Raw genomic sequence first — 20,706 nt, 5'->3', positions numbered from 1 at the left:
GTCTCGATGTCCCGATTCTGCACCCGGTGCTGTTTGCGGCCGATCTAAATGCCGTCATATTCGCGGCGACATTCAATGTGTGCCACTGCGGGATTTTTCGGCTATCATTCGTTCAGGATTTAAAGCGCCGATACTTCGGCATGATTTGCGGCAGGGTTTATCTCTGACGCACCGACCGGACAGTCAGGTGTCCGGCCCCGATCGCCGACTACGATCTGGTGATGAACACGAGGCGATGTGGTCGATCGCTTTTGACATCGGGATACTCCTTAGTCCCGAATACGCTGCCATCATCGACAGTGTTCTCCAGGAGCAGATTCCGTAGGGGTCTGCTCCTGGAAGTCAAAATATCGTCTGCAAGCCGCTCATCTGGGCGGCTTTTGTTTTATGTGGCTCCCGGGCAAAGGCTCCTGCGGCCGACCAGCTTTAGCGTGTCGACCGAAGGTGCTTTCTTAACGCGCTGTGGCGCACCCAAATGGAGTCTCATCATGTCAACACTGTCCTGGGATGAAGAAGTCATCCCCGCGAACGGGCCATCGCAGCACCTGGCCGCGAAATCCGACACTTACGAAGTCGCAGCACGCGCTACGCCGCCGGAAATCGAAGCGGGCACCAACGGTCGTGTGAAGGTCGCCGACAAGCGCATTATCAACGGTAGCACGGACGTCAATCAGCTGGTCCCGTTCAAATACAAATGGGCGTGGGAAAAATACCTGGCGGGTTGTGCGAACCACTGGATGCCGCAGGAGGTCAACATGTCCCGCGACATCGGGCTGTGGAAGGATCCGAACGGCCTGACCGAAGACGAGCGTCGAATCGTCAAGCGCAATCTCGGCTTCTTCGTGACAGCGGACTCGCTCGCGGCGAACAACATCGTGCTCGGCACCTATCGCCACATCACGGCGCCTGAATGTCGTCAGTTCCTGCTGCGTCAGGCGTTCGAAGAAGCGATCCACACGCACGCCTATCAGTACATTGTCGAGTCGCTCGGACTCGACGAAGGCGAAATTTTCAACGCGTACCACGAGGTGCCGTCGATTCGCGCGAAGGACGAGTTTCTGATCCCGTTCATCCACACGTTGACCGATCCCGCATTCAAGACCGGCACCGTCGAAACGGACCAGCAGTTGCTAAAGTCGCTGATCGTGTTTGCGTGCGTCATGGAAGGGTTGTTTTTCTACGTCGGCTTCACGCAGATTCTCGCTCTTGGCCGTCAGAACAAGATGACGGGCGCGGCGGAGCAGTACCAGTACATCCTGCGTGACGAGTCGATGCACTGCAATTTCGGCATTGACCTGATCAACCAGATCAAACTCGAAAATCCGCACCTGTGGACGCCAGAGTTTCGCGAGCAGATCGCCGTGATCTTTCGCAAGGCGGTCGAGCTCGAGTGCAACTATGCGGCGGACACCATGCCCCGGGGCGTACTGGGTTTGAACGCAGAGATGTTCACGAGCTACCTCCGCTTCATCTGCAATCGTCGTTGCCAGCAGATCGGCCTTGATGTGATGTACCCTAGTGAAGAGAATCCATTCCCGTGGATGTCCGAAATGATCGACCTGAAAAAAGAACGCAATTTCTTTGAGACTCGGGTCATCGATTACCAGACGGGCGGCGCCCTGTCCTGGGAATAAACCATCTTTCCACCGGGTTCCCCGGTCGGCAGCAACTGTTTCTGCACCGTGTCTGGAGCTTTTAGCCGGTAGCGAATTTCGCTACCGAGTGACAGCTCATGCCTGTCACGTACGTCCATGGTTTTTAACCGGCGCACATGCGCCATTACACCAGGAGAAGTTACGTGAACAACGATCTTATTAGCGGAAAGAACGTCATCAAGCGCACGGGCGAAGTGGTGCCGTTCGATGTAAATCGCATTCGCATCGCGCTCGTCAAAAACTCACTCGACGCACGCGGTCTGAAAGCTGCAGGGAAGGCCGAGTTGTCGCAACGCGATCGCGAAATCATCGACGCTGTTATCGATGACGTGCTGCGCAAAGCGATGCGCACCGATGCAACCGCGCTCCACATCGAGGATATCCAGGACACGATCGAACTCTCGCTGATGCGAAGGGGCGAGCGGGAACTGTCGCGAAGCTACGTGATGTATCGCGAAGCTCGCGCATCGGAACGCAAGTCACCCGACGTTGTATCGCAGGTGATCCACGTTACGGATGGTGACGGTAACCGCACGCCGCTCGACACCGATTCGCTGCGAAACGAAATTGCCCATCACTCGAAGGGCCTCGACGTTCCGTATGCCGACGCGATTCTCGAAGGTGCGCTCAAGCAGTGTTTCGACGGGATGCCTGCTGAGAACGTACGCAAAGCCTTGCTGCTAAGCGTACGCGAGAAAATGGAAATGTTTCCGGAGGCTTCGAAGCTGGCGGCGGCGCTCAAAATCGCCGACCTCTTCACCGAAGTCACCGGCGCGCCCGTGCATCCGAGTGATACCGCCCAGGTCTATGTGGACGGGTTCGCCGGGTACATCAAGCGCGGTGTGCAACACGAACTGCTCGATGACAAGCTGGCGAGCTTTGACCTTCAGCGTCTCGCGGCGGCCCTCCGCCCGGAGCGCGATGCACGGTTTGCATTTCTTGGGATCGACACACTCGCTGACCGCTATCTTCTACACGTTGAAGGCAAGCGCATCGAGTTGCCGCAATGGATGTACATGCGCGTGGCGATGGGTGTGTCGCTGAACGAGATCGACCGCGAAGCGCGTGCGATCGAGTTCTACGACGTTCTGTCGAACAACGATTTCATGTCGTCGACGCCCACCTTGTTCAACTCGGGCTCGCGTCGCTCGCAACTGTCATCGTGCTATCTGTCGACGGTACCGGACGACCTGGACGGCATTTACGAGTCGTTGAAGGAAAACGCGCTCCTGTCAAAGTTTGCCGGCGGACTGGGCAACGACTGGACGCGTGTGCGTGCGCTGGGCAGCCACATCAAGGGGACCAATGGGAAGTCACAGGGGATCGTGCCCTTTCTGAAAGTCGTCAACGACACCGCTGTTGCGGTGAATCAGGGTGGCAAGCGAAAGGGCGCGGTTTGCGGGTACCTGGAGACGTGGCACCTGGACATCGAAGAATTTCTCGAACTGCGCAAGAACACCGGAGACGATCGTCGCCGCACTCATGACATGAATACGTCCAACTGGATTCCAGACCTGTTCATGAAGCGCGTGCATGACGGTGGCAACTGGACCCTGTTCTCGCCGAGCGACGTGCCCGACCTCCACGAGTTGTATGGCAAGGCATTCGAGGCCAAGTACCTCCAGTACGAGGCTGCGGCGGCGCGCAAGGACATCAAGCTATCGAAAACGTTGCCGGCGGTGGACCTGTGGCGCAAGATGCTCGGCATGCTGTTCGAAACCGGCCATCCGTGGATTACCTTCAAGGATCCGTGCAACGTACGGAGCCCGCAGCAGCACGTCGGAGTCGTGCATTCGACGAACCTGTGTACGGAGATCACGCTGAACACGAGCGATGACGAAATCGCAGTTTGCAACCTTGGCTCGGTCAATCTCGTTGCGCACCTGAAGGCTGGTGCGGACGGGAAGTTGGAGATCGATCGCGAAAAGCTCGGCCGGACGGTGAAGGTCGCGATGCGCATGCTCGACAACGTGATCGACATCAACTACTACTCGGTTGCCAAGGCTCGTAACTCGAACCTGAAGCATCGTCCGGTAGGGCTTGGCATTATGGGCTTCCATGAAACCCTGCAGGCGATGGGGATCGCGTACGCGTCGGAGGCCGCGGTGGACTTCTCGGATGTCTCGATGGAGTACATTGCATACTACGCCTACAAGGCATCATGCGATCTGGCAAAAGAACGCGGGCGCTATCAGTCGTATCGTGGCTCGCTGTGGGATCGTGGCATTCTCCCGCACGAAAGCGTTCGTCTGCTGGAGGAGTCCCGCGGCGTGCCGGTCGGTTTCGAGATCAACGTTCGCCTGAAGGAGGAGTGGGCAGCGTTGAAGGCGGATATCGCGCAGTACGGTATGCGCAACTCGAACTGTCTCGCAATAGCGCCAACGGCCACTATCTCAAACATAGTCGGAGTGAGCCAGGCCATTGATCCCACCTTCGCGAATCTTGCAGTTAAGTCGAACCTTGGCGGCGAATTCCTGCAATGGAGTGCTAGTCTGCCTCGCGAATTGAAGCGCCTGGGATTGTGGGATGAGGCAATGGTGATGGATCTAAAGTACTTCGACGGTTCGCTCGCGAAAATCGAGCGTGTTCCGGCGAAGTTACGTGAGATCTATGCAACGGCGTTCGAAATCGACCCGAAGTGGCTTGTCGAGTGCGCTGCACGTCGTCAGGTCTGGATCGACCAGGCGCAGTCGCTGAACATCTACGTGGCGAACGCGTCGGGCAAAAAGCTCGACGAGGTGTACAAGCTTGCGTGGGAGCGTGGTCTGAAAACGACCTACTACCTCCGTACGATGGCCGCGACCCACGTCGAGAAATCGACTGTGGCGCGCGGAACGTTGAACGCGGTCCCGACTGGAGGGGAAGCACCCGTTCGCAGTGCACAGGGCGTCGGTGTTGAGAACGAGGGCGCGGCGGTTGTTGAACGCTATAGCCAACCCTCAGCGGTAGAGGTCGAGGAGGAGCCGGCGGGCCCGGTGTGCATGCTTCGTCCGGGCGATGACGGCTGGAGTGAATGCGAAGCTTGCCAGTAGCAGCGGGTCAGCTTGCTGATGCAGATGTGAAATAGAAACAACGACCAGGCTGTGTCGAGCTATTTACAGCCGCCATTCGTTTGCTTAGAATGGGGAAGTCCGAAAGGGCTTTCCTGTGTTCATCACCCGGTGAACACAGGAAAGCGCCTCCCCCAAGGCGGATATAGTAAAACCGGCCGCTCCTGCGGCATTAGGGGAATCTCATCAATAGATAGAGCGATCGCTTGCTAAGCTCTCGGCCCGCTTCTCAGCCGACTCACGCAAGCGGTGATGCTATGGTCGCGCGGTTTTCATTGCGCCACGCCTTGCAACGTCTCTCGCCTATCTCGCTCCATCAAGTTTTGAAATCGCTCGCGCCCGCGAAGGCTTTCTTGCGCCCATCTGGCTCACGAAAGCTGTTGCGCTTTCGCGCTCTGGCGACCTCTTTTTCAGCGCCGTTACGGCAAAAGAGGAAAACTCATGAACCAGCAAATCATCAAGCCCGCAAAGACTCCGGTACGCGAGATCGTCAGCATGGAGCCGCTGCGCTCCGTGGTCTATCTGAACGGTTGCAAGCTCACCGAAGTCATGATCGACGGCGCTTGGGTTTGTGTGCACGTGGAGTAAGGGTTGGTCGCAGAAATGCGATGCACCCGTCTTCCGATCTCGTGTGTCGCAAACCTGTAACTCATCAACCTCGAAATCCATTCAAGGAGATTCTCATGCAAGTTCGTAAAGGTGTTGTCCGTCGCGTTTTCATCTTCTGGTTCTCGTCGATGTTCTGGGCTCCCGTACTCGCCGCCATTATCTGGAGGCTGGTGCTGGGTGCTTCGCACTTCGCGCACCTGGGTGCAAACACGACCAACGTGCGAGGAATCGTCGTGGTGCTTTGGCTCCTCGTCGCGGTTCCGCTGTTTGTGAAATATGTGTTTCAGCGCCAACCGCGCCAGGAACCCGTGAGCGTCTAGCGCGCTTGTGAAATCGAAAGCTTCCCTTCCGGGGGCTTTCCGTCGTGGTCCCGATCGACTGCGCCGGAAAGCCTGAGGTCTCGTTTTTTTGAGGCAACCGGTGACCCTTTTTTCCGCGCCGCTACGGCAACTAAAGGGGTATTTCCATGAAGATCAGCAACTCGATGAACCGCGCAATGTCCAAAGTCAACTTCGCAATCAACATGGTCACGTTGTCGGTCTTGCTCGCTGGTCTCGTGTTCGAGGCCCTCGGCATCTCGCTCGGCCTGATGACGATGCACGCAGCCGTGGTCATCATCATCGCTGCGACTTTCGCCGGATTCGTCGCAGCACTCTGGCATGTCGGCTACGCAAAGTTCAAAACAGCCTTGTGGCTCCAGCAAGCAGCCGCTGGCATCTGATCGCCAGCCTTTTCTGAAATCGAAAGCCTCCTCCGGGGGCTTTCCGTCGCCTGTCCGATGGACTGCGCCGGAAAGCCAGGAACGTCACCTTGCGTGGCAACCCGGTGACCCTTTTTTCCGCGCCGCTACGGCAACTAAAGGGGTATTTCCATGAAGATCAGCAACTCGATGAACCGCGCAATGTCCAAAGTCAACTTCGCAATCAACACGGTCACGTTGTCGGTTTTGCTCGCTGGTCTCGTGTTCGAGGCCCTCGGCATCTCCCTCGGCCTGATGACGATGCACGCTGCCGTGGTCATCATCATCGCTGCGACGTTCGCCGGATTCATTGCAGCACTCTGGCACGTCGGATACGCAAAGTTCAAAACGGCCCTCTGGCTCCAGCAAGCAGCCGCTGGCATCTGATCGCCAGCCCTTCCTGAAATTGAAAGCTCCCTTCCGGGGGCTTTCCGGCGTTGCACCGAATGGCAACACCGGAAAGCCCCGCGACGCGTCACGCGTCGTGCCGGGCCCCCTTTTTCACCGCCGATACCGGCAACCAAAAGGGGTATTTCCATGAAACTCGCAATCCCGACGCTCGCAAGCCTGTTCAACCCGGCAGCAACCCGGGTGTCCCGACAGTCATCGCATGTGCTCGAAAGCAATCGCTCGAAGCGTGTGAAGCTGGTTCGACGCACGTTTTTCTGGTCGAACATGCTTGCCGTTGCCGTATATCTCGAATCGGTGGCCATGGCGTTTGTCCTGCACCGTGGAATTCCCGCGCCCGTAGCGTCGATTCCCGTCGGTGTGATCGTTGCCTTCGGCATCCAGTTGGCAATCGACATGATGCTCTCCGCGCGCGAATCGAACGCAGAAACGGGCATTCTCAAGCGCTACTAAGGCGCCACGTAATGTAACTGCCGAAAGCCTCCTCCGGAGGCTTTCCGGTGACCCTTACTGTCGTCACCGGAAAGCCCGCTGCGCAGGACGAAGCTGGCCAGACCTCCATCTCCCTGATTAACCACGCCGATTCCGGCACTCTACGGGGAAATGTCATGAAAAAAGCAATCAATAAACTCGCGTCCTTCGTCCGTTCCGTGTCGTTGATGTTTTCAACGCCCACCGACGCTCGAGCGATCCGCGAAATCTGCGATTTCCGCTTCGCCATGGCAAACAAGGCGCATTCGGTTGTGCTCGCGACTGTTGCGATCGCAGCGTTGGGCTTCGTTTACGTGGTCATCAGCTCGGCAATGTTTGACCTCAACATCTCATCGACGCAACTTTGCATCGGCGCGGTCGCACAGACGTTCGTGCTTCTGAGTTCGTTCGCCGGGTTCTCGTGGTACTACAGTGCCATGTGCAATCCCGAGGCGATCCTCGCCCGCCGTCGCGTGCAAGTTCGTTGACATCAACCAGCAACAGGACGCCCATCGAGGGCTTCCGCGCACGGCCACGACCGGCCTCGCGCGCGGAAGCCACTCGGTGGTGCGCCCACTGGCTGCCACACCGTACGCCGCTGCGCCTTCGCGCGGCCGTAGGGTGGGGCGGTGCACCCGCCGCTTTAAAGCGCGTTTAAGCCGCTCCCTATACTTCAATTCAACCCGCCTTTTCAGGCATGAACGGAGTATAAAAAATGAAACACCCGAAAAAGAATCACCACCCGCTGTCCCGCAAACAACGCAACCACATTCGCCGTGCCGCAGCAGCAAAGGCACGCAAACCGGTTGCAGCACCGCCGCAGGTCGCACTGACGCAACAGGTCAGCAAGCCATCCGCTCCGGCGAAGAGTACGCAAAAGCCCGAAGCACTGAAGCACTATGCTCGGCATGAAGGTCAACACCTGGTCGCTCACGAAAAGGACTTGCTGAAGGAACTCGGTGAGATGGCCGGACTTCTCGCCGTGTGTCTCTTAGTGCAGTTCTTCATGAGCGTCATCGCACCGGCCGGCGCAGTTAGCGCGCTGCTTCGTTTTGCAACGACCGCTGTCGTTCTGGTCGTGGGGCTGAAAGCGATTCTGAAGCCGCAGAAGGAAGCCGGCGAGCGATTGCTGAAGTTCTGGCGCGCAATTCGCGGCACGACGTCCCGTAAATTCGACCCGAACGTGTCCCTTGCGCTGCAAGGCCACGCGGCAGTGTTGATGATGCTGGTGTTGCTGGGCTCGGCATGTGGACTGTACAAGGTGACACACTTTGTGCTCGAGCTGCTGGAACACCACTTGTCGCCGCTGTCGTTTCAGGTTGCCGAGTTTGTTCATGGGAGTGCGTTCGAGGTGGGTATCAGCGCGCTCGTATTCGAACTGCTGGCCACCACCATGCACTGGGCGCGCGCGCTTTACAGCGCGACGCCTGCGGATTCACACCCTGCAAACTGATGGTGCAGCTGTAGCGCCACCCAAAGTCGAAATTGCATAGCCTGACGCGACCTCACGGTCGCGTCTCATCCGCCAGGATGGCACTGCAACTCTCAGAACCGGCTGACCGCAAGGATCCGCAAGCGTCAACGCTTGCGAATCTCTGTGACCACAAGGGTGATTTTCTGAACGCCATTCAATGGCACTCTTGTTGATCCTTCATCAACAGAAATCATCAATCCTTGCGGGGACGCGCTCCCCAACGGGGACGCTTCTCGCTCACCTCTGGAGAAGCAACATGTTCGAACAGCAAATCGGCTTCATCAGGCCGCGCTTTCTGGACGGCGCCCCTCCGGGCAAGCCGAATCAGGTCGCGTTGACGCCCGAAGTACAGGCGATGCTTGAAAGCGACGCTGTTGTGGCGATCGGCGTTTCCGGCGGCAAGGACTCTGACGCCTGTGCCATCGCTGTGTCGCGGCATCTCGACGAGATCGGCCATAAGGGACCGCGTCTGCTGGTGCATTCGGACCTCGGACGCATCGAGTGGAAAGACAGTCTGCCCAGTTGCGAACGACTTGCCCGGCGTCTCGGGTGGGAATTGTTGGTTGTGCGACGGCAGGCGGGCGACATGCTGGCCCGCTGGGAAGGGCGCTGGCGTAACAACGTCGCACGGTACGAAGATCTGTCGTGCGTGAAGATCATCCTGCCGTGGAGCACGCCGTCGATGCGCTTTTGCACATCGGAACTGAAGACAGCGGTCATTGCTTCCGCATTGAAAAAGCGCTTCCCGCAAGGGAACATTCTCAATGTGACGGGCATTCGTCGTCAGGAAAGCTCCAATCGCAGCAGGATGCCGGTATCGGCTCCCCATGTTGCCTTGACCCGGAAGGCGGGCTCGGGCCTGACCTGGAATGCCATCATCGAGTGGCCGGTCGAGGACGTGGTCTATGCAATTCACGATGCGGGGCTGGAACTTCACGAGGCCTACACCCGGTACGGTGCGAGCCGCGTAAGTTGCGCGTTTTGCATCATGTCGTCGGAGGCGGATCTGATCGCTTCTGCGCTTTGCGAAGACAACCACGAGCCGTACGTCCGCATGGTCGAACTGGAAGCGAAGTCGACTTTCGCGTTTCAGGGAGCCAGGTGGTTGGCGGACGTTGCGCCGCACCTCCTGTCAAGGGCTCTGCGAGAGCAGGTCGAACACGCGAAGGCTGTCGCAGTGCAGCGCCAGGCGATCGAAGCCGAGATCCCTCTGCACCTTCTGTACGAAAAGGGATGGCCGATCGTGCTTCCGAGCAGGGAGGAGGCCGCGCTGCTGGCAAGCGTTCGTCAGCGGATTTCGACGCTGCTGGGGTTTGATGCCGAGCATCTCGATGCCCAAAGTGTTCACGCCCGCTACGCCGCGTTGATAGCGATCAAGGACGCAAAGGGCAAAGGGGGCGTGGAAGAAGAACCGACCAGTATTCAGGGTGAGTTCTCCTTCTGCTGATCCTTCGTCTCGGCAAGCCGGTCCCTGTGACCGACTTGCTGACCCGGGTCGGTCTGCGTCAATCAATCGGGAATGCCTTCGGGCATTCCAGAGCCCTGTGGTTCTGGAATGCCATCACGGCAGATTGCTTTATCCGCGCCGAATAGTCGGCATGAAGCGTGAATCGCAACGGAAACGTTGCGAAGCGGAATCAACAAGCAATGGAGAATAAAAATATGAAATTCAAGCTACCCGAAGAACTCAAGAAAGAACTGTTCGAACTGGCAGAAATGCTCGTGCGCTTCGCCGCCGATGTCATGACGTCGGTCGTGATGCTCTTTCTTGTCGCGAAGTCCGCCATGTTCAGTCACTCGGTTATCGAGGGGATGACGGCGGCCACGCATGACCCGCTGGCAGGCTTTCTGCTGTCTGCGGTGCATGTGGCAACCCTGGTCCTCCACGTTATCGCCTTCGGGTGGGTATCCTGGTTGGCCTTCAGGCGCTTTGTAAAAAGCCTCAAGTAAGTCTGTTCAATTCTCACCAGGTCAAATCAACCGGAGATTCTCATGAAAAAACTCGCAAATCTGTTCGTTGGTGAGGTGATCGATTTCACCCTTGAAGTCGTTCAACCGATCCAGTCGGGCGTCCGAGCCCTCATCGGCGCGGTGGGTCGTGGTACCTCGGCTCAGTCGATCGACTGATCTGATACCACTGCCCGCGAGTAGTAGTGAGCAGTGGAAGCGAGGCTCCCCCTTATCGGGGGAGCTTCACCAACCTCCGCGATCGCAGGGCACACTACACTGGCCAGTGCCACCGTTGTGTTTCCTGACACTCCAGTTTTCAACGCCGATCCTGGCATACTGGAGAAACACATGAACCAAGAAACCCGGTCGCACGTGCGATCGCCGCTTGTCCTGTCCGGTCGGAGCGGCGCATGAAGAACATGAACGCGCGTGAGGACGTCAATATCTTCTTCGATGACTCGTCCGCCAGTTACGTGGTGGAGCTGCGGAGTGTTGCAGGGTGGATACGCCATACGACCTGCGGGCACATTGTTGATGCCCACCGGTCCGCGGCACTCGCCCTCGGCGTTCCATGGATCGACCCGATGTTCATCAACCAGACGTTCACGGTCGTCACCGATGAAAGCGCACGACTAGGCGAATATTCGGAGCAAGGCTACGAATGGGAAAACAGCGAGCACACGTTCCGCGAACTGGTCGAGCGTCTCAAGAGCGACTATCTGCACGCTGATCCGAGCGACCAGACGTCCGCTCCCGGGTGGCTGACCATTCCGGGTGAGCGGGACATGATCGACGGCAGCGTACGCGAAGTGAGCCTTCATCCATCAAACGAGCGCGCAAAGCGCTGGTGGCCGAGAGCACTGGCGGCAGCGGGCATTAGTGCCCGGCAGCAAGCACAACGAGCCTGACCATGCGGTCAACGCGACGCCCACCCGGCACGCGTTGATCCGCGGCGATTCCGGTCTGGGGACACACCCGTGGTGACAACCGGTGTGTCTCCCGACACTCCCGTTTTTAACGCCGCATGCCGGCACAAAACAGGAGATTAACGATGAGCAGCATCATGAGCTTTCCCGAGCGCGGCCCCTGGGGTAAGGCGTCCTGGCGTGGCAACTGTTCAGGATACGTCTACAAGTCGCTCTTCGAGCAGATCCTCGTCGGGCGTGCCGATCCCGTTTTCATTGATCCGATGATGGGTTCTGGCACAAGCGTCGAGGTGGCGCGCGAAATGAACATCCGTGCCTACGGGCTGGATCTGCACCAAGGCTTCGACGTGCTTCAGCACAGTATCCTTGAGCGTACTGGTGAGCCCGGCGATCTTGTGCTCTCGCATCCTCCGTACGGGGCCCAGATCGTGTATAGCGGGGCGGGAAACGTGTGGGGCAATGAGGCACACCCGAATGACCTGTCGCGGTGCGCCGATGATGAAGAGTTCAACACGAAGCTTGCATTCGCCGTCCTGAACCAGCGAGACGCGACAAAGGAAGGTGGCTATTACGGTGTGATCATCGGAGACTGGCGTCGCCAGGGCAAGTACACGTCGTATCAGGCTGAACTCATCGCGCGCATGCCGGCCGATGAGCTGGCGGGTGTGCTGATCAAGGCGCAGCACAACACGATGAGCTCGTTCAAGAAATACAACGGCAAGACAGCGTTGCCGTTCATCTCGCATGAGTACATCGTCCTGCTTCAACGCAAGCTGCGCACGATCATCGCGGTTCTCGGCGCCACGGCACGTCAGGCGCAGAGCCGCCTGCAGGGCACCTGGCGAAACGTGGTGAAACTGGTGCTGATGAAACTGGGCGGCAGCGCGCCGTTGCCGGCAATCTACGCGGCTGTGGCGTCGTCGACCGACAAGATCGCCTCGAACCCGAACTGGCAGGCCAAAGTTCGGCAGACGCTCCAGCTGCATAGCGAGTTCGCACCGAAGGAACGCGGCGTGTGGGCGCTCGCGGCGTAAATGTGAACAGTAGCCGGGCGCCGGAGGGAAGTTTTTTCCCTCCGGCGCCGGCTACTACCCTCGCTCATCAATCTGTTCGGCATGAGGCGTGTTCACTGGCATGGCCCAGACCATCCCAGTGCGCACACGCGCACGCCTGCCTACATTGCCAGCACTGGCATGAGGATCGACCGGCACCCGTCGGCGATAACCCATCTCGGACGCACGTCCCTGAAGGCAGACAACATCATGAAAACGAAATCGATTCTGAGCGACCGGCTCGAACGGAATGGCAGCGCTCGCGCAGCAGGCAAGATTCGCTGTGGCACGAAGGTTCTCACCAAAGCCGCAATGAAGAACGAGGAAGCGGTGGCGATCTACGACCAGGGTCGAAGGGAGCGTCTTCGGGCATCTGAAATTGAGCGGAAGATCCAGGATCTCGGTATCAACTATCCGATGTATCCGAAGAACACGCAGCATTTCAACGTGTCTGCGTCGGATTTTGCGTTTCCCATCTTCGCGGAAAAGATTCTCGCGGAGTATGGCGAAGGTGAGGGCGTCGACCGGCATCTCTACAAGTTCCCGTTGGCCTTTCATTCGAACCACCTGCTGGACTTCTTCCCCCACCGCTTCGAAAGCCACGTGGGAGAAAACAAGTTCCGCTCGGCGTATGACGACAACGGAAACCGGGTCTGCGAAACACTGCCGGCCGTCGCGCCAAAGACGATTCTCGACCAGCGAAAAGCTGGCGTGAAGCGTGTTCCTCGGCGGGACTGGGAAGTCCGCGGCACATGCGAACCACGTGTGTGCCAGGAATTCCGGAGTGGCAATTGCAAGTTCCGTGGGCAGTTGAAGTTCTACCTGCCCAAGGTGTCCGGACTCGGTCTCGTGTCGATGGAAACGAGCTCGGAGTATGCGGCGGAAAACATCTGGTCGACTCTCAACGAGATCAAGGATGCGCTTGGCTACATCCCGACGTCGAACCCGAACCATCCCGGTCAGCCCGTTTTCATGATGTCTAAGGTCCAGGAGGAACGGACGTACTTCGATGAGCATGGCAAGCGGGTGACGGGGCTGCAGTGGGTTCCGCGTCTGACTGCCGATATCGACATGGGTACGTTGCTGGGCATGAATCACACAGCCCTCGTCGGGGCACCCACCGCGCCGATGGTCCCAACCGCCTGGGTACACCCGAATGCAACGGTTGACGCTGAAGCCGTGACGGTCGTGGCTGCGGAGCATCTTCAGCCATCCGTCGACGGCAACGGGGTGGCCGCATCCCTCGCGTCAACGCCTGACCTGAAAGCCCAGATCGCAGCGATCGAAGCTGATCTGGAGAAGACGGGATGCGATCGCGCACTCTTCCTCCGGTTCGTCGCAAAGAAGTACGGCGACGGTTGGGATGCGAAAGCGGCCGTCGTGCGCGAGGTACATGAGGCGTTGCAGAAACTCATGAAGCACGGGAAGGATCTTGACGTCGTTGTGCGCTCGCGGCTCCTGCCGCTTGAATTCAACGTCGACGAGACGCGGCTTGCGGCATACACCGCGGAGAAGTTCGGCCAGTGGCAGAAGAGTTTTCCGAAGATGCGCGAGGTGGTCGCGCATATCGAGGGGCTCTTCGGTCAGGGCCGGGAAGCAGCGTTGCTGGTGATTGAGCAGTCCTCGGACCTGATCACGCACTCGTAACCAGTAGCAGGAAAGCCCCGTTGGGGCTTTTCCAAGGTACGCACCTTGGAAAAGCGTCACCTCCCTCCTGATTTCACACGCCGTTATTTGCGGCAGGAGGAAGCAATCATGAATCGGGAAATAAACGGGGTAAAGATCGCGCAGTTCAGCGATCTGCACTTCGCTCCGGCAACACTCGCGGAGGTTGGACCGTGCATGACCAGCGCGGTATCCGATGCGATCGCTGCAAACGTCGATGTCGCCATTTTCACGGGTGACTCGACAGACCGACCCCTTCACGCCCACTCACCGGCGTTTCAGGATCTGGTCCGGCACGTACAGCGCATGGCGGACCACTGCCCGGTGCTGTTGCTGCAAGGAACGTTTTCGCATGAGCCTGCTGGCATGTTGCACCTGTTCAGCTTCGTCCGGTCGCGCTTTTCCGTCCAGGTGGTGGACCAGGTGGGGCAAATCGCGCTGTTTGGCGAACGTTGGGTCTGGGTGCAGTCTGCGCAGGAATGTGAAGGCGCGCGGCTGGTTGTTTCGGCCGTGCCCACTGTCAATCGTGCCGACCTCGTTGCGTCGGTCGGCGCGGAGCATGTTGCGCAGGAAATGGGCGACGTACTCGCTGGCCTGATGGCTGGCGTGTTTGCGCCCGTGAATCGGGCTGTGCGAGCGATGGGCATTCCTACCGTGCTCGTTGGCCACGGAACAGTAGCAGGTGCGCTGACAGAAACTGGCGTGCCCATGGACGGCCCCGATCATGAATTCTCCCTCGGGGGAATTTATGCAGCCATGTGTTCGGCAGCAATGATTGGTCACATTCATAAGCACCAGAGCTGGGAGCGCGAGTATGAAGGCATCGCCCAGATCGTCGCGTATCCCGGCAGCATAGGCCGCAATCACTGGGGTGAGCGGGGCGCAAAGGGCTTCCTCATCTGGGACGTAGGTGCACGCACCTGCAGTTTCCAGTTCGTAGAAACGCCGGCGTGTCGGATGGTCGACTTCAGTTTTACGGGTCCGCCCGACGTTGACTACATCCGTGCAAATGCCATCGACTGCGCGGGCGCTTTTGTTCGCGTCATCTACGAGATCGACGAAGAGTTTGCGGCGACGGTAGACCGCAAGGCGATTCGCGAGGCGCTAAGCATGGCGCAAGAGGTGAGCATCGACGGTCGGATTATTCCAACTGTCCGGCGGCGCGCACCTGGTATTTCCCGGCTCGAATCACTTCCGCTGAAGGTAGCGAGGTGGTGTGAGGCAACCGGGGGAGAGGCAAATGAAGTTGTCCCGAGACTGGAACTTCTCCAGTCGTCGGATCCGAAAACTATCGTATCAACCATTCTGAAAGGACTTTATGATGCAGCGAAATCTGAAAACCCTCGTGGCACTGGCGCTCCTGACAGCAGCAACGCTGTCGCATGCGGGAACGTATGACTGGATCTCGTCGGGTGTCCAGCCGGTTACGCAGGCTTTGACAGAGGCAAAGGAAAGTGTCGCGTCGATGATCGGCGGCAGCAGTACCAACAGCACCGCTGAAGTGCCGGCGATCGCGAGCAAGGGCAGCACGTCGTGTAGCGAATTGCCGTTGCCTCCCGGCGCGACAATCGATATCGGGTTTTCGCCCGAGGGCACGGCCGGAGAAAAAGTACTGAAGGCGATCCGCGAGGAAAGTCAGCGCAAGGGCGAGCGAAGCATCCTGGTCACGGCGTACGAGTTCACATCCTGGCCTGTTGCCAAGGCGCTTGTGGCGGCCAAAGATAACGGCGTGAAGGTTGCCGTTGTCGTTGACGCAAAGGAAAACGCGAGCAAGAAAGCGTCGAAAGTCCAGTACCTGGTCAGCCACGGCATTCCGGTCCGTCAGGACAACCGCCGCGACATGATCCATGACAAAAATTTGACCTTTGGATCTGGCGCGGTGGAGTTGGGTTCGTTCAACTTCACGGCCGCCGCCGCCTCGGCAAAGCATGCGGAGAACGCAGTTGTCTTGCGACACGTGCCGAGCGTGGCCGCGTGTTATGCGACCCACTGGAAGGCGCTGTGGGACGAATCGACTGCAGTGCATTAACCTGAAGCATCTCGAGCGCCGTTGATCCTCGGGGATCAGCGGCGTGTCGAATTTCAGGCTTGAATTGCGGCCAGATTTTTTGTATGCTGGCACCGCAGCACTGGCCGCCCCTGCGGCATTACGTTTTAAAAATCGCAGGTGTTTCTCCTTGCCGAAAAGGCAGACAAGGACAAGCATCTACGTCGATCTCTCTGAGACTCCGGCTTCGGACGTTTTCAAATCGCCGCTCCTGCGGCACGGAGATCGAAAATGAAGCCACTTGGCCTCTATCTGAAAGGGTTTAGCGGTATCGCGTCCGGTCTTCGCAAGGACGAGATCACTCTGGATCTGACCATAATCCCTGAAACTGCAAGACTTGTCGCCCTGTCTGCGCCTAACGGCAAAGGCAAATCGACCATCCTCGACAACCTGCATCCCTACCGGATCATGCCAGGTCGTGCGAAGGGCAAACACACTCCATCTGCGTTTTCGTACTGGGATGAACTGTGCGCACCCGTCGCCGAGAAGCGTTTCGACTGGGAGCACCAGGGTGTCGTCTATCGTTCGAACCTGCTGTTCAAGTCCACCGGGAAGAGCCAGTCACAGACGGCATATCTGCTGCAGCGTACTGGCCAGACGTGGGAACCTGTCAAGCTTGCCGACGGAACCCGGTCAGACGGCAGTGCGAGTTCGTATGACCGCTGCCTGGATGAAATTCTCGGGAAGTGCCAGGTCTTTGTCACGACGGCTTTCGCTGCCTCCAAGCGACGGATGCTGTCGGAATATGAGACGAGCGACATCAAGAAGTTGCTGAGCGTGTGGCTGAACGTCGAACGCTTGCTCAAAACGAGTGCCGACGCCGCCGAGGTGTCTGCCTTGTTACAGGCAAGGCTCACGGAACTTCAGTCGGAGCTGCGCGAAGAGGCGCCGCTTCGGAAGGCGGCCCGCGAGAGCGCAGAAGGTCGCGCCGCGCTGAAGATCCGCATCGACGCCAAGACGGTTGCGATCGCGCAGGCCGAAGCGGCCGCAGAGCAGGCTCGAACGGTCGTCGTTCAGTTCGACGCCCGCGTCGAAGGGATGCGGGAGTTCGATAGACAGCGTACCGAGTTGCGTCAACAGATCGAAACCGAGCGCAAGCGCGGTGACGATCAGGAAAACGAGACGCGACGCCAGGCTCTGGCATCGTCGGCAGTCTACCGCCAGCAGGAGACGGATCTGATGCAGGCTCTTGTCTCCGCGGGTCAGGATCTCCGGCATCTGCAACTGCAGCTAGATCAGGTTCTTTCGCGCATCAACGAAGAGGCCGACATCAAGGCGGCTATCGCCCGACTTCAGGTCGCCCGGAAGCGTCACGGGGAACTTTCCGTGCTGCTTGAGGAAAACCGGAAGCAGGTCGAAGCGCTCAAGCCACACCGGCAAATGGTGATCCGGCAGACTGAAGCGAAGGCTAACGCGCACACGAACGGTTCCGCCGCGCGCAAGCGCAAGGATCAGATCGAGGTCGTTGCCGCGCTAGCCGGGAAGGTGCCGTGCGTCAACACCAGTCTCCAGAGCCGGTGCGAGCTTCTCGCTGACGCGCTCGCCGCGAAATCCCAACTCGCGACGGTGGCCGCAGAGCTTTTCAGGCTACGCAGCGAGTATCGCTCCGCCGACAAGCTGCTCGAAGCAGCCGGCGTCGAAGTCGCGAAACTCGACGCGCTGGAAGCGAAAGGTGACGGGTTGCGCGAGGAACTCGATGCAATCGCCAGAGAGATCACCACGTTGATGCAGACAGCAGCGCGCGAAGAGGTTGTCGCCGAAGCGCGGCGCCAACGTCCGGCGCTCGAAGCCTTGATCACCCAGAAGCAGCAGTTCATTGCTGCGACGGAGTCGAAGCGGGCGGCCAGTGTTGCGGATGCGCGAAAGTTCGCCGCGGAGGTCGATCAGCGGGTCGCGCTCGGACGTCGAGCAACGGCAGACATCATTGCCGGGCTTGAGGCCCGCCTCGCGGCGTTACCGGCTGAACCCAACGCACAGGTGCGGGCGGACGCGGTGGCGGCGCGGGATAAGGCTGATCAGGCTGTCGTTACAGCGAAGCAGGCACTTGCAGATCTGCGCGCGCAGTTGACCGAAGTCGAGCGCCAACTGGCGCAGACCCAGGTCAGGCTGGAGCAGCTTGAGCCAGTGCGTAAGGTCGCCGAAGCGCTCACGTTCGAGATCGCTTGCTGGGAACAAGCCGCTCTCGCCGTCGGTAAGAACGGGCTGGTCGCCTTCGAGATTGACGACGCCGGCCCCGAGATCTCGGCCCATGCCAATGACCTGCTGAAAGAGTGCTACGACGGGCAGTTCGTCGTGCGCTTTGCTACTCAGCACGAGTTGCGCACGGGGGAGCTTCGGGAGGGTTTCGACATCCGAGTCCGGGATACCCAGGGTGGTCCAGAGATCTCGATCGACGATCTGAGCAACGGGCAGGAAGCGTTCGTCAACGAATGCGTGACGCGCGCGGTTGCACTGTATCTCGCCGAGTCGGGCCGTTACCAGTTCGATACGCTTTTTACGGACGAGGCGGATGGTCGCCTTGACGAGGACAAGAAGCGACAGTTCGTAGCAATGAAGCGCAGGGTGCTCGAGATCGGGCGCTACAGCCGCGAATACTTCGTTACCCAGACGAAGGAACTGCAAGGCATGGCCGATTACGTCATTGACGTAAGCGCGCTGTAGCCGAGCGGGAAAGCCGAAAGGCTTTTCCCCTGTGGTCGCTCGATGCGATCCAGGGGTAAGGCTTCATGGCCCGTTTCTCCGGTTTTTAACGCCCTCTCTAGGGCATACCCAAGGAGAAACTATGAACTGGGGAAACTTTGTGGCAAGCATTGAACGCGCGCCTCGCGCGAAGGTGCCGACGCCGAAAGCGGTCGTCGCACCGAAGGCAAAAAAGGGCAAGAAGGTTGCCAGCGCCCTGTGCGCCTCGTCGGTGCTCGAACACGCCAAGGTGAGCGAAGCCCGTACGGTATCGCTCAGCAAGGTGCGTGCGACAGACGTCGATGACGTCGACGCCGCTGTGGACGCAAAGCAACTGGTCGGTAGTGATCTCGATATCAGCGACACGGACGCGCCGGAGATGATCCTCGCGAAATCGCTCTGGAATCTCATGGCGAATGACCTGCGTGCCAGCCTCGTCTGTGTGCCACTGGAATCGTCGTCGATGGATCTTTTTGCCTTCGTCGAGCCTGACCACACGCAGACCCGTCTTTACGACTGTCTCGCCTGGGTCTACGGTTTCCAGCGTGCCATGCGTAACGAGGTGATTGATGGGAAGGTGGTGAAAGACGTGCACGTGCCGATCGAGTGGGTTTCCAATCAGGTCGGTTGCGACGTTCATGCGCTTCGCCGTCGTCTCGGTCGTGTTGTACGCCCCCATCTGAAAGGGCTGCTCCGCACGATCTCCGAGATTACCAGTCCCGGCTTCGTGCGCGACTGCGAGATGAAGCTGTCCGAGTACGTCGATGTCGCTGGCTGGAGGGTCCAATAATGACCCTTCGCAGACAAAACCTCGGCATCTTCAGCGTAGTTCTGCTGGTGATGGATCTCAGCTTCCATATCGCAAAGAGCATCTTCTCCGGCGTGCGCGGTGCGTGTCGCTTCACCTGGAACGTGTTTCTCGCGTTCCAGACTGCGCGTCGCACGGAAAAAGAAGTTGCGAAGGCGAAGGCCGGTCTGGACGCGCAGGCGGCCCCATCGGCGCCGGCGTCGAGCGCGGCACCCGCAGCGGCGCAGCCTCAAGCTGCGGCAAAGCGATCGCGGCCGGTTGAGGACGAAAAGCAGGCCCGAGTCGTGGGTCGTGCCGAATCGCCCGAAGCCGTTCAGGAAGTTGCAAAGCGGAGCGGTCTCCACGCTTGCGATCTGAAGATTGCTGACAGGCACGCGAACCTCAAGATCGGAACCAGGTTTTACCGGTTCTCGTTGTATCGCGAGGACGGCGTCGTTTTGCGTTTCGACCAGAAAGAGGACGTGGAGCTCGCTCCATTCACTCGCAACCTCGCAGCGGAACACAAGATGGCATTCAGCCTTGATGAAGCGATCCGCTTCACCGCGCAGGAAATTGCCGCGGCGAAGAAGACCGGAACGCCAGTCAAGAAAGCAAAAAGCCCACGCTCGGTGAAGACTGAGGCTGCGCCAGCAGCTCCGGAAGCGCCGGAGGGTCAGGAGAATCATCCCGCGTTCGTCGACGACGGGATGCCGACTGATATGCCTCCGTGGATGGAAGCGGAGTCGTTCAGTTCGCAGCAGCTGGAAAGCTACGAACGTCACGCCTCTCCGGCACGCGAGCCCCTCGCAACGGAGCGCGAGGCTGAAACACACGTTGAAGACGGTATTGCAGAGTGGGAAGACGTTGCCTACCAGGGCTACATCGAGAACCTGCATTTCCAGAATCGAAAGCGCGGAGAGAAGGGCTATCGCATCTATGTGATGGAACTTCTCACAGAGACGGACGGGAAGAAGGAGTTCTCCGGCGTCGAGATGCACGCGCTGGCAAAACGCTTCGATCTCAAGAAGGGCGACACCATCCAGATTCGCAAGGGGGTGCAGCCTTTCTCGATCGTGAGTGAAAACGGGAGCCGCGAGGAGCGCACAAGGAACGTGTACAACCTCCACGTGGTTGCCCGCGCATTGAATCAACGACGTCGCCAGGCTAACGGCTAGGTCGCATCAGGGGAGGGCG

At 58.9% G+C, this 20,706-nt stretch carries 20 protein-coding genes; all 20 read left to right on the top strand.

Annotated elements, in window-relative coordinates:
* Positions 1–221 precede the first annotated feature (221 nt).
* The 20 genes from SB822_RS00305 to SB822_RS00210 all read left to right on the top strand — a co-directional run bounded on the left by SB822_RS00305 (position 222) and on the right by SB822_RS00210 (position 20,687).
* Positions 222–1,634, top strand: a complete 1,413-nt coding sequence (locus SB822_RS00305) for a ribonucleotide-diphosphate reductase subunit beta (protein ID WP_410853611.1) — start codon at positions 222–224, stop codon at positions 1,632–1,634.
* A 164-nt stretch (positions 1,635–1,798) separates the two neighbouring features.
* Positions 1,799–4,687 carry a ribonucleoside-diphosphate reductase subunit alpha gene (locus SB822_RS00300; protein ID WP_410853610.1) on the top strand — a complete coding sequence of 963 codons (2,889 nt, stop codon included), beginning with the start codon at positions 1,799–1,801 and terminating at the stop codon, positions 4,685–4,687.
* A 459-nt stretch (positions 4,688–5,146) separates the two neighbouring features.
* The gene (locus SB822_RS00295) at positions 5,147–5,293 is read left to right on the top strand and encodes a hypothetical protein (RefSeq protein WP_410853609.1); all 147 of its coding nucleotides are present in this window, start codon (positions 5,147–5,149) and stop codon (positions 5,291–5,293) included.
* A gap of 95 nt (positions 5,294–5,388) precedes the next feature.
* Complete coding sequence (locus SB822_RS00290; RefSeq protein ID WP_410853608.1) at positions 5,389–5,634, top strand: hypothetical protein; 246 nt, start codon at positions 5,389–5,391, stop codon at positions 5,632–5,634.
* Positions 5,635–5,780: 146 nt separating this feature from the next.
* Positions 5,781–6,035, top strand: a complete 255-nt coding sequence (locus SB822_RS00285) for a hypothetical protein (RefSeq protein WP_410853607.1) — start codon at positions 5,781–5,783, stop codon at positions 6,033–6,035.
* A 150-nt stretch (positions 6,036–6,185) separates the two neighbouring features.
* A complete protein-coding gene (locus tag SB822_RS00280; RefSeq protein ID WP_410853606.1) occupies positions 6,186–6,440 on the top strand; it encodes a hypothetical protein in 255 nt (84 codons plus the stop codon).
* 150 nt (positions 6,441–6,590) lie between these two features.
* The gene (locus SB822_RS00275; RefSeq protein ID WP_410853605.1) at positions 6,591–6,914 is read left to right on the top strand and encodes a hypothetical protein; all 324 of its coding nucleotides are present in this window, start codon (positions 6,591–6,593) and stop codon (positions 6,912–6,914) included.
* 47 nt (positions 6,915–6,961) lie between these two features.
* The gene (locus tag SB822_RS00270) at positions 6,962–7,420 is read left to right on the top strand and encodes a hypothetical protein (protein WP_410853604.1); all 459 of its coding nucleotides are present in this window, start codon (positions 6,962–6,964) and stop codon (positions 7,418–7,420) included.
* A 455-nt stretch (positions 7,421–7,875) separates the two neighbouring features.
* Entirely contained in the window at positions 7,876–8,385 is a 510-nt protein-coding gene (locus SB822_RS00265; RefSeq protein WP_410853603.1) for a hypothetical protein, read from the top strand.
* 277 nt (positions 8,386–8,662) lie between these two features.
* Entirely contained in the window at positions 8,663–9,853 is a 1,191-nt protein-coding gene (locus SB822_RS00260) for a phosphoadenosine phosphosulfate reductase family protein (protein ID WP_410853602.1), read from the top strand.
* A 215-nt stretch (positions 9,854–10,068) separates the two neighbouring features.
* Positions 10,069–10,356 carry a hypothetical protein gene (locus tag SB822_RS00255; RefSeq protein WP_410853601.1) on the top strand — a complete coding sequence of 96 codons (288 nt, stop codon included), beginning with the start codon at positions 10,069–10,071 and terminating at the stop codon, positions 10,354–10,356.
* 42 nt (positions 10,357–10,398) lie between these two features.
* Positions 10,399–10,533 carry a hypothetical protein gene (locus SB822_RS00250; protein ID WP_410853600.1) on the top strand — a complete coding sequence of 45 codons (135 nt, stop codon included), beginning with the start codon at positions 10,399–10,401 and terminating at the stop codon, positions 10,531–10,533.
* 233 nt (positions 10,534–10,766) lie between these two features.
* The gene (locus SB822_RS00245; protein WP_410853599.1) at positions 10,767–11,264 is read left to right on the top strand and encodes a hypothetical protein; all 498 of its coding nucleotides are present in this window, start codon (positions 10,767–10,769) and stop codon (positions 11,262–11,264) included.
* Positions 11,265–11,407: 143 nt separating this feature from the next.
* Positions 11,408–12,316 (top strand): hypothetical protein, encoded by a 909-nt coding sequence (locus SB822_RS00240; protein WP_410853598.1) that lies wholly within the window; start codon positions 11,408–11,410, stop codon positions 12,314–12,316.
* A gap of 228 nt (positions 12,317–12,544) precedes the next feature.
* Positions 12,545–13,981, top strand: a complete 1,437-nt coding sequence (locus tag SB822_RS00235; protein WP_410853597.1) for a hypothetical protein — start codon at positions 12,545–12,547, stop codon at positions 13,979–13,981.
* 108 nt (positions 13,982–14,089) lie between these two features.
* On the top strand, positions 14,090–15,397 hold the full coding sequence (locus SB822_RS00230; protein WP_410853596.1) for a hypothetical protein: 1,308 nt from the start codon (positions 14,090–14,092) through the stop codon (positions 15,395–15,397).
* A gap of 67 nt (positions 15,398–15,464) precedes the next feature.
* Positions 15,465–16,028: a phospholipase D-like domain-containing protein gene (locus tag SB822_RS00225; protein WP_410853595.1), complete on the top strand. Its 564-nt coding sequence runs from the start codon at positions 15,465–15,467 to the stop codon at positions 16,026–16,028.
* Between the two features lie 249 nt (positions 16,029–16,277).
* Positions 16,278–18,707: a hypothetical protein gene (locus SB822_RS00220; protein ID WP_410853594.1), complete on the top strand. Its 2,430-nt coding sequence runs from the start codon at positions 16,278–16,280 to the stop codon at positions 18,705–18,707.
* Positions 18,708–18,828: 121 nt separating this feature from the next.
* Entirely contained in the window at positions 18,829–19,515 is a 687-nt protein-coding gene (locus SB822_RS00215) for a hypothetical protein (protein ID WP_410853593.1), read from the top strand.
* Positions 19,515–20,687 carry a hypothetical protein gene (locus SB822_RS00210; RefSeq protein ID WP_410853592.1) on the top strand — a complete coding sequence of 391 codons (1,173 nt, stop codon included), beginning with the start codon at positions 19,515–19,517 and terminating at the stop codon, positions 20,685–20,687. The genes SB822_RS00215 and SB822_RS00210 overlap by 1 nt, the downstream gene beginning before the upstream one ends.
* The last annotated feature ends 19 nt before the right edge of the window (positions 20,688–20,706 follow it).

This window comes from Paraburkholderia sp. SIMBA_054 (assembly GCF_046534875.1).
Classification (GTDB): Bacteria; Pseudomonadota; Gammaproteobacteria; order Burkholderiales; family Burkholderiaceae; genus Paraburkholderia; species Paraburkholderia hospita.
Note: the sequence above shows the minus strand (reverse complement) of the source record. Positions and strands in the feature narration are given on the sequence as shown.